Raw genomic sequence first — 16,303 nt, forward strand, 5'->3', positions numbered from 1 at the left:
ACAGACTTTAAAGTTTCGAAGCTTTACAGAATTCGGCTTTTAGCCGGCAAACCTCAATCTTAAACCTCTCGGTGCGCCGCCGCCTATTCCGGTCTCGTGCGAGGTAATCTTCGTGCGGTAGCCCAGTTGTTTTTATGCACGTTTACACAGGGCAGTTTTCAGGAGGTTCGGACAGGGTGAACTCGGCAGGCCGGCAGGCAATTGACGCAGAGCGATGGCCTCGGGTTGCGCGAATTCCGGAGGGCCGTTTTCTGGCTAAGCGTGCGCAATTGATGGAGCGTTCTTTCTCTAAAATCTGCGAAAATAATGGCATTGAGCTGGTCGAATCCGGAGAACTTTCGGGAGAATCTTTCATTGCTCGAGCGGGTAGTGAAGCTGGCTCGGCGATTGATGTCGGGCGGGTGAAGAGCTCCGACGACAATGTCGAAAATGCAGAAGCATCGTCCGTTACGTTCAGTGTTATTGATCCGGTTTTCTTCACTCGGCTAGCTGATTCTGAATGGCTCGGATTGGGGGAGGCTTACCTTGCCGGAGAGTGGGCAAGTGATGATCTTCCCGAGCTACTCGCACGGTTGCTCAACGCCGAGATTGATATTGCCTCAATCGGACCCATCGCCCGCAGTTTGGTGACTTTCGCGCGGTCTCGTTCACGTCTGGATGCCCCGGACATGGCCGGTGAGCTGCCCACATCGCTGCTGGAGCTCTATGCAGGGGAACTGTTGATGGGCGGTTCCGGGCTCTTCGCCTCTGGTGTGCGGACATCGTCGCGTGAAGAAGTGTCGAATCACGCCCGTGGGGCTGGCAAGGCCGGAATTCCTTCGCACTGGATGGTCGATGTCACCTATGTGGATGCGCCCAAGTCAGTCAGTAGGGCAGACCTTATTCACGCTCAGGTGCGAAATATTGATCACTTGCTTGACATGGCACGAGTTCGTGCGGGTGACCGTGTGGCCGAGTGGCCGTCGGCAGGCGGCGAACTTGCACTGCGAGCTGCGGAAAGAGGCGCAGGCGCGGAGGTTATTACCGTCTCTGATGACCACACCGACACGGTGACTGAGCGTGTGGAGGAAGCGGGTTTGCGCGGAGCCGTCGATGTGGTCCAGATGGACCGCAATATTCCGTCGCCACGCGAATTTGAGTCGGACTTTGAGGCGATTATCAACATTGGACGACTGGAGACATTCGGTCGCGCCGGTGCGCTGCGATGGCTGCAAAGTGCGGAACGGCTGCTGGTTGAACGCGGCACTATCGCCGTGCAAATGGTCGTCGCCACCGATAAGTTCGATGCCGCAGCCGAGCGCAGTCTGGATTTGGTGCGCGCCTATGTCTGGCCACAGTTGCAGCTGTTCACCATGGAAGAGCTGCACAAGATGGTGGATAGGGATACTGGCCTGCGGATTGTTGCCGAAGAGTACATTCCGGCTCACTTTGCCACCACGCTGCAGCTGCAGCGAGATCTTTTCGCAGCTCATGCGCGTGAAGCAGCGGGAATCGGCTATGACCGAGTCTTCCGCAGACTGTGGGGTTACTACCTGTCGCTTTTTGAGGCGCTCATTCGAGCCGAAAAGATAACGTTGGTGCAGGTCGAGCTGACGCATGCGCCTCGGCGTGCGCGGTAGGGTGCACGATATTTACGAGGTTTTTTAGCCAAAACCACCCCAGATGAGGTCCTTAGCGTCTAAAAACGAAAATATGAACGCTAAGCACAGAGCACACACCAATGTAGAAACTGCCGATGTCGTCATCGTCGGCGCCGGTCTTGCAGGACTTGTCGCGGCATATGAGGCCACGCAGGCGGGTAAAAAGGTCATTCTGGTCGACCAAGAAAATGCCAATAACCTGGGCGGACAGGCGTTTTGGTCCTTGGGCGGAATTTTCCTTATTAATTCGCCCGAGCAGCGCCGCCTGGGCGTCAAGGACAGCCGACTGTTGGCCGAGGCCGACTGGTTCAACTCTGCGCAATTCGACCGCGAAGAAGATCACTGGGGACGCAAGTGGGCCAAGGCCTACCTCGACTTCGCAGCAGGGGAAAAACGTGATTACCTGCGTAATCTCGGTGTGAAGTTCCTGCCAGTAGTCGGGTGGGCTGAGCGCGGTGAAGGGCGTGCCGACGGTCACGGCAACTCGGTGCCCCGATTCCATCTCACCTGGGGCACAGGCCCCGAAATTGTCCGAGTCTTCGCAGAACCGGTTGCCGAAGCTGCTAAGCGAGGACTGGTGGAATACCGTCACCGCCACCGCGTGGACGAGGTGATTGTGGAAAATGGCCGCGCCGTCGGCGTGCGAGGCAAGGTGTTGGTTGCCTGTGACTCGTTGGCGCGGGGAGAGGCGTCGTCACGCGAAGAAACTGGGGAAGAGTTTGAGATTCGCGGATCGGCGGTGTGCATATCGACGGGCGGTGTCGGCGGCAACCTCGATGCCGTGCGCAAGTGCTGGCCGACGGAGCGTCTGGGAGAAATGCCGGACGATATGGTGTGTGGCGTGCCGGAGCACGTCGATGGTCGTGGCATTGAAATTGCGGAGCACGCCGGTGCGAATCTGGTCAACCGCGACCGGATGTGGCATTACACCGAGGGGATGAAGAATTGGAGTCCCGTGTGGCCGAACCACGGCATCCGAATCATTCCGGGGCCGTCGGCAATGTGGTTCGATGCTGAGGGAAATCGCCTGCCTGCACCGTATATTCCGGGTGCCGATACGGTTGGCACAATGAAGCATATCCTGGCCACGGGGCACTCTTATTCCTGGTTTGTGCTCAATAAGAATATTGTGGCCAAGGAATTTATCTTCTCCGGCTCTGAGCAGAACCCGGATCTAACCGATAAGGATGTCAAGAAGTTGATTGGCAAGGTGACCTCAGGGGTGGCCGAGCCGATTCAGAACTTCATGGACCACGGTGAGGACTGGGTTGTTGCCGATAGCCTGCCAGAACTCGTCGACGGTATGAATCGCATTGTGGGCGAAGACCCCGCAGCACCAACTATCGCGCTGGAGAAGCTGGAGCAGCAGATTGAGCTTCGCGACATGCAGACCGGCAACCCATATTCAAAGGACTACCAGGTCAACTACATTAATGTGGCGCGGAACTTCCTCGGCGACAAGATTGTGCGCTCGGTGCCGCCGACTCCGATTTTGGATCCGAAGAATGGGCCGCTGATTGCTATTCGCCTGCGGATGCTTACGCGCAAGACCCTCGGTGGCATTGAGACCAACCTGAACGGTCAGGTCATGCGCCCCGACGGCACGCCTTTTGAGGGGCTCTATGCAGCCGGTGAGGCTTCCGGTTTTGGTGGTGGCGGAGTCCACGGCAACAACGCCCTGGAGGGAACCTTCTTGGGCGGATGTATTTTCAGTGGCCGCCAAGCAGGCCGTGCAATGGCGCGTCATGCGAAGTAGCACGGTGCCGCGTGCGCACGGTGCTGCATGTATCGCAGTCCTGGCTGCGCACTGAGTGCGTGGAACCTACTCCAGGCCGATGGAAAAAGCGCTTTCCAGATCGTGCTGGGAGTAAGTGCGGAAGGCCAGCTGAGTCTCGGTGCGAATGACACCGTCGACCTTGCTGATCAGGTTCGGGATAATCTCCGCGAGGTCATCGTGATTAGCCACACGCACGATGACCACCAAGTCCCAGTCACCAGTAACCGAGTAGACCTCGGTAACGCCGTCGATTTCGACAATGGTCTCGGCGGCTTCTGGAATCTTGTCTGCATCAACATCGATGGATACAAGTGCGGTAATCATGCTCATAGTTGCCTACTCACTCTCAGCTGATATCTCGTTTCTGTCACGATTCTACTGTTTTCGCAGACGCAACCTGGAGGCTATCCGGGAATGTCTGTAAAACAGGGATATGGCACAAACAGCATTTCAGTCCGAACCAGTACAGATTTCCGGAGAGCTTCCAGCAGTGGGCGAGAAGGCTCCGGCGTTTACGCTCACCGACGGCGACCTCGGCGAGGTTACCAATGAGACCTTCGCTGGCAAGAAGGTCGTCTACAATATCTTCCCGTCCGTAGATACCGGCGTCTGCGCCGCATCGGTGCGCCACTTTAATGAGGACGCCGCGGGGCTGGACAACACTGTCGTAGTTAATGTCTCCCGTGACCTGCCGTTTGCACTTGGTCGCTTCTGCGCGGCAGAGAACATTGACAACGCCAAGATTGCCTCTGACTTCCGCCATGGCTTCGGTGAAGCATTCGGCGTCGTGCAGCAGGACGGTCCGCTGGCCGGCCTGCTGGCTCGCGCGGTTGTCGTAACCGACGAGGAAGGCAAGGTCATCTACACGCAGTTGGTCGATGAAATCAGCACTGAGCCCGATTACGAAGCCGCATTGGCTGCACTGAAGTAGCTCGGAGGAAAGTTCGTCGCTTCGTCGCTTAAGGGGCTACGCTGCTTGAGAAGCTACGCCGTAGCCTGACGAACCTCACCGACGAGTTCTTCAAGCACGTCCTCGAGCGCGACAATTCCGCTGGCCGCCGGGGCAGAACCCGAGGCTGCGCCAGCAGCTGTAGCGGAGGCATCCTCGACCAGTGCGAAGTGAGCTTGCTCTTTCTGCATCAGGCGCATGACCTCTTGGAGCTTGGCATCGGACCTTACGGTCGCGAACCTGCGGATCATGTGCTGCGGGAAGGTGTGGTCGCGGTGATCGTCGTCAAGCGAGAGAAGATCCTTGACGTGGACGTAGCCGATGATGTTGGCAAGCTCGTTGGAGCGTGCGCCACCTTCGACAACAGGGAAGCGGGAGAAGCGCGTGCGTGCTGCCAGCTGCTCGATGTCGGCGACGGTGGCGTCGGCGGGCACGGTGACGAGCGTCGCCGGCTTCATGATGACATCAGCTGCGGTGAGATGTTCGAAGCCGAGGGCCTTGTGGAGCAGGGCGAGCTCGTCGTTGTCGAGTAGGCCTTGGCGGCCGGATTCGGCAACGAAATCCTGTACCTGACTTGCGGTGAAGGAGGAATCGACCTCGTCTTTCGGCGTGGCGCGAAAGACCTTGCGCACAACGAAATTCGCCGTGGTATTCATCGCCCAAATGATGGGGCCCAAAATGCGCACGAGGAAATAGAGCGGAATCGCGACGAACTTAGCAGTGGGGCTAGGCATCGAGATTGCAATGTTCTTCGGCACCATTTCGCCGACGACCATGTGCAAAAACGTGACGATGAGCAGCGCCAATACCAGCGCCACTACATGCGACGTACTCGCCGGCAGGCCCAAATCCACCATGAAAGGTTCGAAGAAGTGGGCGATGGCAGGCTCGCCGACCGCGCCAATGAGTAGGGAACAGGCGGTAATGCCCAGCTGCGTGGCGGCGAGTGACACCGATACGTTTTCGATACCGCGCAGCGCGTACTTTGCGCTGGTAGAACCGTCGACTGCGTCAGGTTCAATCTGGTCGCGGCGAGCCGAGACCATCGCAAACTCCGCCGCCACGAACCAGGCGTTGAGGGCAAGAAGCAGGACTAGAGTGATAAGTGATGCAGATGTTGACATCGCTAGACCTCCTGCCTGTCAACGTGAACGCGAACGCGACCAACGCGGTGACGCGCCATGCGCTCGACACGGAAAGTGACATCGGCAGTGGTGGGCAAATTCTCCTCGTCTACGTTTTCGTGGTCAGTTGCCTCGACCGTAATGGTGTCACCAAAACGCGGCATACGGTCGAGTTTCTCCGTGATAAAGCCGCCAATTGTGTCAGATTCTTCGCCCTCTGGCAGGACGAGATTTAAAATCTCACCAAGCTCATCCGGGCGCATGAGTCCGGAAATAATCACGGTATTCGGGCTGATGTGGCTGTAGAGAAGCGAGCGATTGTCCTGCTCATCGTCGATTTCGCCGACGATTTCCTCCACCAGATCCTCCAGCGTGACAATTCCATCAGTGCCGCCATACTCATCGACAACGACTGCAAACTGATACGCATCCTCACGAAGCTGGCGCATCAGTGGGTCCAATGTGGTGGAATCGTTGACTACTAGCACTTCTTTAGCCAGGCTCGCGGCGGACGTCGTCAAGCGCTTGTCATATGGCAGTGCGAGCAGATCCGTGTAATGAATAACGCCGCGGATGTCGTCGACGCTCTCGCCAATCACCGGGAACCGCGCGTGGCCGGACTCGGCCACGATGTCCAACATCTCCGCAACGTTTTGATCCTGGACAAACACAATCTGTGGGCGAGGGGTCATCACATCCGCCGCCGTGCGCTCGCCGAACTCAATCGACCGTGCCACCAGCTCCGCCGTCTGCGGGTTGATCGTTCCCTCATCGCCAGAGCGCGTGACGACGGCACGGAGTTCCTCCGCCGTCCTGGCACTTGCAACCTCTTCTTCGGGGGAAAAGCCGAGCTTTTTCAGAATCCAATTGGCCGAGCTATTGAGCAGCCACACCAGCCAACCAAATGCGAACATAAACAAATTTTGCGGCCTGACCACGAGGTTTGCGACGCGCTGCGGCTGTGCAATGGCCCAGTTTTTTGGTACGAGTTCGCCGAAGACCATCTGCGTAAAAGTAGCGATGATAAATGCGCCGGTAGTGCTGATGGCCGTGACAGTTGCCGTGGAAATCTCGGAGCCTGCAAATGCAGCCTGCAGAAGCACACCGAGGGAGGGGCCTGTGAGAAAGCCTGCGAGAAGACTGGTGACGGTAATGCCGAGCTGCGCACCAGAAAGATTCGTGGAAGTCTTGGACAGAGCCTTGTCTACCAAGCTCGCTGAGGCGGAACCGGACTTCGCGGCCTTTCGGACATCATTTCGGTTGACCGTGAGATAGGAAAACTCAACGGCGACGAAGATGGCGTTGGCAATGACGAGAAGTATAAAGGCGGCAAGAACAATAAGTGCCGATGAAATCACGCAGCATCACTCGCGAGCGACGCGTTGATTGATGTGCGGGTGGTACTTCGATATTCGTCGTTGGAACCAGGCGTGTCCGACGTATCGGATAAGTCTGTTGTGTCTGAGCGTTCAGGCATGGGGCAATTATACAGACGGTTGCTGCTTATGGGGAGGGATGGGAGTCTATGGCCAAAATGTCATAATGTATATTATCGGCCAAATATTGGAAGTGGGTTGGCCTGGGGGTTTGCGTACGCTGAGCTCAAGCTCTTTGGGCTAAGCCTCTTCAGTCTTCTCGGCTGCGGCCTGCTCATCGGCATTGCGAACGGCAATCTCTTCGCGCAGTCGCTTGTTCTGCCACAGCGTCATGCCAACAAGAAGGAACCCGACGGCCACTAGCCACCACACGTGTTCATATGCCATGAATGCAATAAAGACGACGAGCAATACCATTCGCAGCTTGCGAGCGAGCAACATGGCTTCGTAAGTGTTCATTGAACTCCTCTGGTTTTCGGGAATGTCGGGCAATGGGCTCCATAATGCCCTAATTTGGCTTTGTCAGAACCTTGCCGCTTTTATGTCACAGTGACGTAAAAGGGCAGAAAACCGCAGGTAAAACACCTCAATTTTCTGCCCTATCTATTGAGACGCACAAACCGTCTCTACCGACTCTGCGTTTTTCGTCTATTCCTGCTTTTCCGCGACAATGCGCAGATTCAGCTCGCCTTCCTCGGCGATGGATGCAGCGACAAACTGTGGCAGGCGCACGTTGTAGTCCAGGCGGTTGATTGGCAGATCGCCAGACAGCAACACGAGGTTCTCGGTGCGTGCGGCCTTCATGGTGACCGTGACATCGTTGGTGATGCCACGAATGGTCAGACGTCCTGGAATCTCCACATTGGCCCACTGGCCGTTATCCGGAATCTTCGAGACATCAATCGGATCCGACAGTTCGAACTTCGCCTCTGGATACTGTTCAACATTGAAAATGTTGTTGCGCACATTGATGTCACGGCGTTCGATATCGCTCGTCAGGGTTGCCATGTCAACTACAATCGAGGCGTCCCGAAGCTTGTTGTCAGAAACCTTGAGCTGGCCGGTGACATCGTGTGTCGATCCGGATGTCGTGCGCTTGCTGCCAGGCAGGACCTCGTTAAAAGTAAAGCCCACAGACGTGTTCTGGGTATCATCTCCACCAACAATTTCCCACGTTCCATTGGCATCCGTGGTGGCTGCAGGAAGCTCCTGGGCCTCGAAATCACCAGTACGCACCCCCTCGTGAGTGAATACGCGGTACAGAACCGGCCCCACAACAACGATGGCGAGCGCCACAACAGCAACAGCAATTAAAGTAATTACTGATTTACGAACACCAGAATTCATAGTGTTCATCCTAACGTCTTTACCCCTCTATGGGATAAACCGTTCTACTTCGCGCGTTTTCATTATCAATTCGGTTGTGATGTCCGCAATAACGGCCGTGTCCATGCCGTCGTCAAGCGCTGTCTTCAAATCCTCTGCCAGGCAGCGAATTTCGAAGAGCCCATCCCCCACCCGCTGGACGACGGTTCCGGCAGCCGACGACGATGATTGATTCGTGGCGGTATGAGTGGCCAGCTCGGATGTGAGCTGCATGGCGACGGGCCTGGATGCGCCTTTGGCGACTCCCGTGCGCTTTTCATACGCGCGCTGGCGGCATGCTTGGCTGCAGAATTTTCGACGGCGACCACGGTTGGAGACTTCCATTTCGCGGCCGCACCATTGGCAATGAGCAATCGCTGTACTGGGCTTTTGATCGGTCACAGGAACCGATTATGGCACGAGTGGCGGTTTAACCGTTATAATGTGAGGTCTAGTATTTCTACCAAAGGGGGTACGTTCCACATGGCAGATCGAGTTCTTCGTGGTAGCCGCATGGGCGCCGTATCGTATGAGACCGATCGTGATCATGACCTCGCACCGCGAATGATGGTCCGCTACCGCACTGAATCCGGTGAAATCTTTGAGGTTCCTTTCGCAGATGACGCGGAAGTTCCGGGTGAATGGCTGTGCAAGAATGGTCAAATCGGTGAGCTGGTTGAGGGCGAAGGTACTGAGGCCAAGCCGGTAAAGCCACCGAGGACCCACTGGGATATGCTCCGTGAGCGTCGCTCTATTGAGGAGCTCGATGTGTTGCTCGATGAGCGCATTGACTTGCTGCGCAAGCGTCGTCGCAACGCCGCTCGCTTGCTGAAGCAGCAGAAGGAAGCTGAAGAAGCGGAGCAGAAGGCTTAGTTGCCAGGTTCTTGCTATCGCATTGGCGCGTTATTGCGGGGCTTCTCGCAAGATAAATAAAAGTACAGCACCCAAGCTGAATTGAACGGCTTGGGTGCTGTACTTTTTGCTTTTTATGCGTGCTCGGCCGAATTTAACTGTTAACGGTATTCGAAACCGTTACTTTCGGAAGCGCTGCTCCACCTCGTGCTTGGTCAAGCGACCGAGTTCCTTAGCCAGGTTCATCAGCTGCTTCGAACGGTGCTGAATGCCCCACTTGGTCACCTGCAGCAGCGACTGCTTCACAAAGCTGCCGTCCATCTTTGACTCGCCGAACTCGCGCTCGGTAAAGGTAATCGGCACCTCTTCAACCAGGAAACCAGCCTGGACAGCCTCATAGGCAAGCTCGGTCTGGAACAGGTACGCAGCCTTGCCAATGTTGTCAAGATCGAGGGTTTCCAGAACTTCCCGTCGATAAGCGCGGTAGCCTGCGGTGATGTCGGAGATGCCCGCGCCGAGCGCCAACGAGATGTAGATATTGCCGCCGCGGGAGAGAATCTGGCGGCTCATCGGCCAGTTCACGGTCTCACCACCAGGGACGTAACGCGAACCGATGACGACATCCGCGCCGTCCTCCAGTGCCTCCAGCAGAAGGTGGAACTGCTCAGGTGCGTGAGAGCCATCGGCGTCCATCTCGCAGAGAACCTGGTAGTCGCGCTCAAGACCCCACGCGAAGCCCGCACGGTAGGCGCCCCACAGACCGCCCTTGCCTTTGCGATGCATGACGAAGATGTGCTCTTCCCCATCGTTATTCGCCTTGTCAGCTGCCGCGATTTCGTCGGCGAGCTCACCGGTGCCATCGGGCGAGGAGTCATCGACAACCAAAATATCGACGCTCGGCTCCGCTGCGCGCAGGCGTGCGATAACACCCGGAAGGTTCTCCCGCTCGTTGAAAGTGGGGATGACAACCAGCGTCGACTCATTCAGGGCAGTCACTCGTGATTCTCCTTAGTGCATGTTCTGCTCAGTATCCCGGCCATCACTTACGCCCGCAGTCTTGTCTCCGCGGCGACGCACGACGGCACCAACCACACAAAGAATACCGAATGCAGTCAGAAGACCTTCAATCCACGCCCCGTAGCGCGCGGCAAAGGTCAGGTGGGAGTACTGAGGCAAAGTCTCGGTCAGCACTTTTTGCTCAAAGATTTCGCTGTGCTTTACGACGTCTCCGTGCGCGTCCACAATCGCGCTAACGCCACTGGTTGCGGCAACAGCCGTGGACCGCTGGAACTCCATGGCGCGCATGCGACTCATGGCCAGCTGCTGGTAGGTCATGTCGGTAAAGCCAAAGGTGGCGTTGTTGGTGGGAGTCGCCAGCATGGTGGCACCATTGCTGACCGCGTTGCGGAAGGCGTCGTCGAAGACAACCTCGTAGCAGGTGGCGATGCCGAGATTGACTTTCTTCAGGCCATCCGTGCCAGGTGTGGTGACCACTCCGGGGCCGTCGCCAGGCGTCATATCGCCGGCGTGATCAACCATGTCGGAGAAGTGGCGGAGTAATTCGCGGTACGGCATGGTTTCACCGAAGGGCTGGAGATAAATCTTCTCGTGGCGGTCGCCGGGGCCTGTGCCCGGATTCCAGACCACCATGGTGTTTTGCGTGCCATTGGCGTAGGAGAAGGTGCCGACCACGATGGGAGCGCCGATATTCATAGCGGCTTCATCGATGATGCGGGCGGCTTCGCTATCAGTAAATGGGCTGACATCCGAGGAGTTCTCGGGCCAGATGACGATATCCGGCTGCTCCGCTGTACCACTGCGAACCTGGCGCGCCAGTTCATTGGTGGCATCGGCGTGGTTTTGCAGCACTGCTCGTCGCTGTGCATTGAATTCCAAGCCAAGACGTGGCACATTGCCCTGGATGACAGCCACCCGCGTGTTGTCACTGGCAGCGGGCTTAGGAAGCGGTTGCGTCCAAGTGGGAAGCGCCCAGCCAATAAAGAGTGCGCCGACGACCAGTACAGCAGCCGTGGCGAATTTGCGTGCCACCAGTGACACCAGGCTCGCGCCCACACAGGCGGCGAGGAATGAAACCAGGGCTGTGCTTCCCAACACAACAGCTGGGGCTAGGGGGCCATCGACCTGACCCCAGGCCAAGCGCAGCCAGGGGAAGCCGCCAAATGGCCAGCGAGCAAGCAGCGCCTCCCCTGCCACCAGTGTTGCCGACATGCCGAGAAGCTTTAGCCACAGTGGGAACGTGGACCGCCCAATGGCCCACATTGCAAGTGCTGCGGGAATGGCAAGTACACCGAGCACCAGAGACAGTGCGACATACGGCATGATGCCGACAAACGAGCCAATCCATGGCAGGGAAAATAATGCAGTGGCACTTGCCCAGAGGAAACCGACCAGCACACCTGACTTCCAGTCAGCGGCGGTGAGCAGTGCGGCAATCAGCAGAGCCAGGCCAATCCAGGCAGCCCACCACCAACCAAGTGGTGCGTAGCTTAAAAACTGCAGGCCACCGGCAATGATGGCGGCGAGGATGAGAATAAGACGCTGCTTCCAGGGGGAAAGCGCGCAAAAGCGCGCCTGCCAGCGAGTGGGAATCTGCTGCGCGGTTTCTTCTTTCTCGCTGGAGCGCGCTTGGCGGTTGTTATGCACTTGGATAGGGAAACTCTCTGTGTCGCTTGAGCCGTACCGCTGGTTTGCGGCTAGCGCTTCTTGCTGTCGTCCTGGTCATCATCCCAGGTATTATCCGGCGCCGGCGGAACAATTTTGTCCTGCGGGAAATTGCGGAAGTCATCCGACCGGGAGCCGCTCTGACCTCCACTCTGGAAGCCACCGGGGAAACCGCCCTGGAAACCACCGTCAGCGCCTGGTGGGCGCACGCCGTACTGAGAAACGATAACCATGCTGCGATCGGCCAGCTTACGCATGGACATCAACATGGTGGCAGAAGCGGTCTTGCGGATCAGCCACCGCACGGGTGGTAGCACCATGAGGAAGCCAACGATTGTCGACACCACGCCCGGCAGCGCCAGCAGCCAGGAGCCGACCAACAGAATTGCCGAGTCCGCAACAAAGCTGCCCGCGCCCTTGGCCGAGCGCTTGATGGCCTCTTCTGGATGCTTCTCACCGTATTCAGTCAGCGTCGAGGAAGTATCCATCAGAAGCTTCTGGTAGATTCGCTTGAACTCGAAGGCAGCGAACATCAATCCCACCACGAATAGGCCAATGACCAGCAGAACCGTCCAGCCGTAGCCAATCCACTCACCGAGACCAATAAAGGCCGCAATCTCGGCGATGAGGTAAATAATCGTGAACCACTTGCTCATGACTTCCAGTGTAATCATGAGCAAGCGGCAAGGTTGCGGCTAGCAGTGGTGACTACTTGCGGCTATTAGCGGTCGGTGCGCTCTTCCAGGTCGCCTTCGGTATCCAGGTAGGTCTGACGCAGCAGATCCATGCGCTCTGAATCCGGGTTTTCCCACATTCCGCGCTCAGCGGCCTCCATCAGGCGCTCGGAAATATCGTGTAGAGCCCAGGGATTCGACTGTTCAAAGAACTCGCGATTTTCTGGGTTCGCAACGTATTCGTCGGTAAGCGTCTCGTACATCCAGTCGTCCATGACCTGCGCTGTGGCATCGTAGCCGAAGAGGTAGTCGACCGTCGCCGCCATCTCGAACGCACCCTTGTAGCCGTGTTTCCGCATGGCCTGCATCCAGCGCGGATTGACCACGCGCGCACGGAAGACGCGGCGAGTTTCCTCATGCAGAGTGCGGGTGCGCACGGCGTCGGGACGCGTCGAATCGCCCACGTAGGCCTCTGGCGCGGAGCCGGTGAGCGCGCGGACGGTGGCAATCATGCCGCCGTGGAATTGGAAGTAGTCATCCGAGTCAGCGATGTCGTGCTCGCGGGTGTCGGCGTTTTTCGCTGCGACCTGAATGCGCCTGTAGGCGGTCTTCATATCGTCAGCGGCCTCTTCCCCGTCGACACCGCGACCGTAGGCATAGCCGCCCCACGTCGTGTAGACCTTCGCCAGGTCGGCATCGTCACGCCAGGAGCCGGAGTCAATGAGCTGCAACAGGCCGGCGCCGTACGTGCCCGGCTTGGAACCGAAGATACGGCGCGGACGTTCCTGCTGGTCGGCCTTGGCGTGGGCGCGCACGTAGTTGTCTTCGTCTGCTTCATCAAGCTTGACGACGAGCTGAAAAGCGTCATCCAAAAGGTCAATGACATGCGGAAACGCATCACGGAAAAACCCGGAAATACGGACGGTGACATCGATGCGTGGGCGCCCCAACTCCGCCAGCGGAATCGGCTCAAGACCGACAATGCGGCGCGAAGCCTCATCCCAAACTGGATGCACACCGATGAGGGCCAGGACTTCGGCGATGTCATCACCGGAGGTACGCATGGCGGAAGTTCCCCACACTGACAGACCAACGGACTTCGGGTATTCGCCGTGGTCGGCGCGGTAGCGCTCAATCAAACCGTCGGCGAGGTTGACACCTGTCTCCCACGCCAGCCGCGACGGCACGGCCTTGGGATCTACCGAGTAGAAGTTACGGCCAGTCGGCAGCACATTGACCAGGCCACGCAGCGGCGATCCCGATGGGCCAGCCGGAATGAACTCGCCGTCCAGAGCAGCAAGGATTCGCGGAATCTCCTCAGCGGTCTCAGCCAGGCGGGGCAGGATCTCATTGCGGGTAAACTGCAGCAGCTCGACAACGCGGTCGAGGCCATTGGGCGCGGTGATGTGGGAGAACTCCTCCGAGCCGATGACATCGGCGACTAGAGCAGCAACCGGCTGGTCCGGGTTATTGACCACAGCGGTGACCAGCGCGGTGGCCAGCGCGTCAATGGAGTCAACGGTGACACGGTCATCGCTGCCATCTTCGGCAAGCCCCAGGGCCTCACGCAGGCCCGGCAGTGTCTGCTTGCCGCCCCACAGCTGGCGGGCACGCAGCATAGTGGTTACGGTGCCAATGAGCGATTCCCCTGCAGGTGCCTCGCCGAGAATATGGAGGCCACCGCGGATAGCGACGTCCTTGATCTCGCAGAGCCAGCCGTCGACATGCATCAGCATGTCATCGAACACATCCTCATCGGGGCGTTCATCCCACCCTAAGTCGCGATCCATTTTCGCGGCGGTGAGAAGCGTCCAGATCTCCTGACGAATCGCCGGCAGCTTTGCCGGGTCCATCGCGGAGATGTTCTGGTGCTCGTCGAGGAGCTGCTCCAAACGCGTGATATCGCCATAGGATTCGGCGCGCGCCATCGGTGGGATGAGATGGTCAATGAGAGTAGCATGTGCGCGGCGCTTGGCCTGCGTGCCCTCACCTGGATCATTGACCAGGAAGGGATAGATCATCGGCAGCTCACCGATGGCAGCGTCCGGGCCGCAGGATGCGGACAGGCCGACGGTCTTACCCGGCAGCCATTCCAGGTTGCCGTGCTTGCCCATGTGCACCACCGCGTCAGCGCCGAAACCGCCATCAGCCTGTGGCAGAGACAGGAAGCGGTAGCACGCCAGGTAGTGATGCGTCGGCGGCAAATCCGGGTCATGGTAGATGCCAACGGGGTTGTCACCGAATCCGCGCGGTGGCTGCACCATGACGACAATATTGCCGAAGGTCAGACCCGCAATGTAGATGTCCTGCGTATCCGGGTGTACGTAGAGGCTGCCCGGCGCGGCACCCCACTTGTCCTCCATGTCGGCGCGGAGCTGATCCGGCAGAGTGTTGAAGAACTGCTGGTAAGTCGCAGCAGGCAGGCGGAGCTCGGCGGCCTCCATGACCTCTTCGGTCAGCCAGTCCGGGTCCTGGCCGCCCGCATCGATAATGGCGTGCATGAACTTATCGGGCTCATCGGAACCATCGTTGGCGGTGGCATATCCGGGGATTTTGGTGGTGTCGCCGAGGTTGTATCCGGCGTCGTCAAGCGCGTGCAGCACCTTCAGCGTGGATGCTGGCGTGTCCAGGCCTACGGCGTTGCCGATGCGCGCGTGCTTGGTGGGGTACGCCGAGAGCATGACGGCGACGCGTTTGTCGGCGTTGTGGATGTGGCGCAGCGCGGCGTAGCGCGTGGCGATACCGGCCAGTCGATCGCAGCGCTCGAGGTCGGGGACGTAGGAAATGAGCTGGTCGGAGTCGATTTCCTTAAAGGAAAATGCGACGGAGATAATGCGGCCGTCGAATTCGGGGACAGCGACCTGCGTGGCGACGTCCAGCGGGGAGAGCCCCTCGTCGTTGTCCTCCCACGCGGCCTTGGAGGAGGTCAGGGCAAGCCCCTGGATGATGGGGATGTTGAGGTCGGCAAGTGCTGCGACATCCCATCCGTCATCGTCTTGCCCGGCCTGTGCGAGTGCCGGACGGTTACCGCCGGCGGCGAGCACCGTGGTAATCAGCGCGTCGCAGGAGGCCATCTCCGCCAGCAGCTCTTCGCTGGCGGTGCGCAGGGAAGCGGCGAAGATGGGCTTAGCGACGTAGCCGCGAGCCTCCACTGCGTCTGCGAGTGCCTCGATGTAGTGCGTATTTCCCGCCAGATGCTGGGCTCGGTAGTAAATAATGCCGACTGTGCCGTGGGAGTCGGCCTCGGAGACCGTGGATTCGCGATCCAGGAAACCCCAGGCAGGCATGCGCTGGGGCTCCTCAAAACCAAGACCGGTCAACAGCAGCGTGTCAGAGAGGAAATTGTGCAGCTGCTCGAGGTTCTTCGAGCCACCTTCGGCCAGGTAGATATGCGTCTGCGTGGCGACGTTCGCCGGGACCGTGGAGTACTCGGTCAGTTCGGCATCCGGTGCCTGCTCGCCTGAAACAAGCACAGTGGGAATACCGGAGTTGACGAAGTAGTCGACGCCGGATTCCCATGCGCGGCGGCCACCGAGAAGACGGATGATGACGACATCGGCGCCATCGGCAAGCGTTGGTAGATCATCATCGAGTAGGCGCGCCGGGTTGGCCCAGCGGTAAGAAACCTCCGAGTTGGCCTGGCTGGCAGCGCGAGCGGATAGCAGGTCGGTATCGGAGGTCGACAGCAGCAGAATCACGGTGTCGTCATTCACTTCCTGGGGAGCAACGCGTCCCCGGTCGGCGGGAGCCTGCCTATAAAAATGACGAGGTCTGACTGTAACAGTGGCGCGACCGTGCGGGATTTCACCGAGCTTCTCGCCAGAGGCAGGGCAATGGAATACTGCCTAACTCTACTGCAGTCGG

Annotated in this window: 14 protein-coding genes; 4 read left to right on the plus strand and 10 right to left on the minus strand. The window is 58.4% G+C overall.

Translation table 11 applies throughout. The annotated features are described in order from the left end of the window. Nucleotides 1-176: 176 nt before the first annotated feature. Both Q4E11_RS00285 and Q4E11_RS00290 read left to right on the plus strand, forming a co-directional pair. On the plus strand, nucleotides 177-1,619 hold the full coding sequence (locus Q4E11_RS00285) for a class I SAM-dependent methyltransferase (RefSeq protein WP_303162665.1): 1,443 nt from the start codon (nucleotides 177-179) through the stop codon (nucleotides 1,617-1,619). A 73-nt stretch (nucleotides 1,620-1,692) separates the two neighbouring features. Further along, a complete protein-coding gene (locus Q4E11_RS00290; protein WP_303162666.1) occupies nucleotides 1,693-3,396 on the plus strand; it encodes an FAD-binding dehydrogenase in 1,704 nt (567 codons plus the stop codon). 66 nt (nucleotides 3,397-3,462) lie between these two features. Here the strand turns inward: Q4E11_RS00290 and Q4E11_RS00295 are convergent, their stop codons facing one another. Continuing rightward, the gene (locus tag Q4E11_RS00295; RefSeq protein WP_303162667.1) at nucleotides 3,463-3,747 is read right to left on the minus strand and encodes an Lrp/AsnC family transcriptional regulator; all 285 of its coding nucleotides are present in this window, start codon (nucleotides 3,745-3,747) and stop codon (nucleotides 3,463-3,465) included. Nucleotides 3,748-3,850: 103 nt separating this feature from the next. On the opposite strand from Q4E11_RS00295, the gene tpx reads away from it, so the two are divergent. Then, a complete protein-coding gene (gene tpx, locus Q4E11_RS00300) occupies nucleotides 3,851-4,348 on the plus strand; it encodes a thiol peroxidase (RefSeq protein ID WP_303162668.1) in 498 nt (165 codons plus the stop codon). 53 nt (nucleotides 4,349-4,401) lie between these two features. Here tpx and Q4E11_RS00305 read toward each other — a convergent pair whose 3' ends face one another. The 5 genes from Q4E11_RS00305 to Q4E11_RS00325 form a co-directional block, all read right to left on the minus strand. Further along, nucleotides 4,402-5,490, minus strand: coding sequence for a hemolysin family protein (locus Q4E11_RS00305; RefSeq protein ID WP_303162670.1), 1,089 nt, complete (start codon nucleotides 5,488-5,490; stop codon nucleotides 4,402-4,404). 2 nt (nucleotides 5,491-5,492) lie between these two features. Next, nucleotides 5,493-6,848 carry a hemolysin family protein gene (locus Q4E11_RS00310; protein WP_303162671.1) on the minus strand — a complete coding sequence of 452 codons (1,356 nt, stop codon included), beginning with the start codon at nucleotides 6,846-6,848 and terminating at the stop codon, nucleotides 5,493-5,495. Nucleotides 6,849-7,106: 258 nt separating this feature from the next. Then, complete coding sequence (locus Q4E11_RS00315) at nucleotides 7,107-7,325, minus strand: hypothetical protein (protein ID WP_303162673.1); 219 nt, start codon at nucleotides 7,323-7,325, stop codon at nucleotides 7,107-7,109. 189 nt (nucleotides 7,326-7,514) lie between these two features. Then, nucleotides 7,515-8,213 (minus strand): YceI family protein, encoded by a 699-nt coding sequence (locus tag Q4E11_RS00320; protein ID WP_303162674.1) that lies wholly within the window; start codon nucleotides 8,211-8,213, stop codon nucleotides 7,515-7,517. A gap of 27 nt (nucleotides 8,214-8,240) precedes the next feature. Further along, nucleotides 8,241-8,576, minus strand: coding sequence for a hypothetical protein (locus Q4E11_RS00325; RefSeq protein WP_303162676.1), 336 nt, complete (start codon nucleotides 8,574-8,576; stop codon nucleotides 8,241-8,243). A 138-nt stretch (nucleotides 8,577-8,714) separates the two neighbouring features. Here Q4E11_RS00325 and Q4E11_RS00330 point away from each other — a divergent pair, with 138 nt between their 5' ends. Continuing rightward, a complete protein-coding gene (locus tag Q4E11_RS00330; protein WP_303162677.1) occupies nucleotides 8,715-9,104 on the plus strand; it encodes an RNA polymerase-binding protein RbpA in 390 nt (129 codons plus the stop codon). A 159-nt stretch (nucleotides 9,105-9,263) separates the two neighbouring features. On the opposite strand, the gene Q4E11_RS00335 is transcribed toward Q4E11_RS00330, so the two are convergent. From Q4E11_RS00335 to cobN, 4 genes are all read right to left on the minus strand, one after another. Further along, nucleotides 9,264-10,079, minus strand: a complete 816-nt coding sequence (locus Q4E11_RS00335) for a polyprenol monophosphomannose synthase (RefSeq protein ID WP_303162678.1) — start codon at nucleotides 10,077-10,079, stop codon at nucleotides 9,264-9,266. A 12-nt stretch (nucleotides 10,080-10,091) separates the two neighbouring features. Next, the gene (lnt, locus tag Q4E11_RS00340) at nucleotides 10,092-11,747 is read right to left on the minus strand and encodes an apolipoprotein N-acyltransferase (protein ID WP_303162679.1); all 1,656 of its coding nucleotides are present in this window, start codon (nucleotides 11,745-11,747) and stop codon (nucleotides 10,092-10,094) included. Nucleotides 11,748-11,797: 50 nt separating this feature from the next. Next, nucleotides 11,798-12,421: an FxsA family protein gene (locus tag Q4E11_RS00345; RefSeq protein WP_303162680.1), complete on the minus strand. Its 624-nt coding sequence runs from the start codon at nucleotides 12,419-12,421 to the stop codon at nucleotides 11,798-11,800. A 65-nt stretch (nucleotides 12,422-12,486) separates the two neighbouring features. Continuing rightward, entirely contained in the window at nucleotides 12,487-16,137 is a 3,651-nt protein-coding gene (gene cobN, locus Q4E11_RS00350) for a cobaltochelatase subunit CobN (protein ID WP_303163450.1), read from the minus strand. Between the last annotated feature and the right edge of the window lie 166 nt (nucleotides 16,138-16,303).

The organism is Corynebacterium sp. (assembly GCF_030532195.1).
In the GTDB taxonomy this organism is placed as follows: domain Bacteria; phylum Actinomycetota; class Actinomycetes; order Mycobacteriales; family Mycobacteriaceae; genus Corynebacterium.

What these genes read in the sequence shown, in the direction of transcription:
- Q4E11_RS00290 (WP_303162666.1), top strand. Translation starts at nt 1,693, where the DNA reads ATGAACGCTAAGCACAGAGCACACACCAATGTAGAAACTGCCGATGTC.
- Q4E11_RS00295 (WP_303162667.1), bottom strand. Translation starts at nt 3,747, where the DNA reads ATGAGCATGATTACCGCACTTGTATCCATCGATGTTGATGCAGACAAG.
- tpx (WP_303162668.1), top strand. Translation starts at nt 3,851, where the DNA reads ATGGCACAAACAGCATTTCAGTCCGAACCAGTACAGATTTCCGGAGAG.
- Q4E11_RS00305 (WP_303162670.1), bottom strand. Translation starts at nt 5,490, where the DNA reads ATGTCAACATCTGCATCACTTATCACTCTAGTCCTGCTTCTTGCCCTC.
- Q4E11_RS00315 (WP_303162673.1), bottom strand. Translation starts at nt 7,325, where the DNA reads ATGAACACTTACGAAGCCATGTTGCTCGCTCGCAAGCTGCGAATGGTA.
- Q4E11_RS00320 (WP_303162674.1), bottom strand. Translation starts at nt 8,213, where the DNA reads ATGAATTCTGGTGTTCGTAAATCAGTAATTACTTTAATTGCTGTTGCT.
- Q4E11_RS00325 (WP_303162676.1), bottom strand. Translation starts at nt 8,576, where the DNA reads ATGGAAGTCTCCAACCGTGGTCGCCGTCGAAAATTCTGCAGCCAAGCA.
- Q4E11_RS00330 (WP_303162677.1), top strand. Translation starts at nt 8,715, where the DNA reads ATGGCAGATCGAGTTCTTCGTGGTAGCCGCATGGGCGCCGTATCGTAT.
- Q4E11_RS00345 (WP_303162680.1), bottom strand. Translation starts at nt 12,421, where the DNA reads ATGAGCAAGTGGTTCACGATTATTTACCTCATCGCCGAGATTGCGGCC.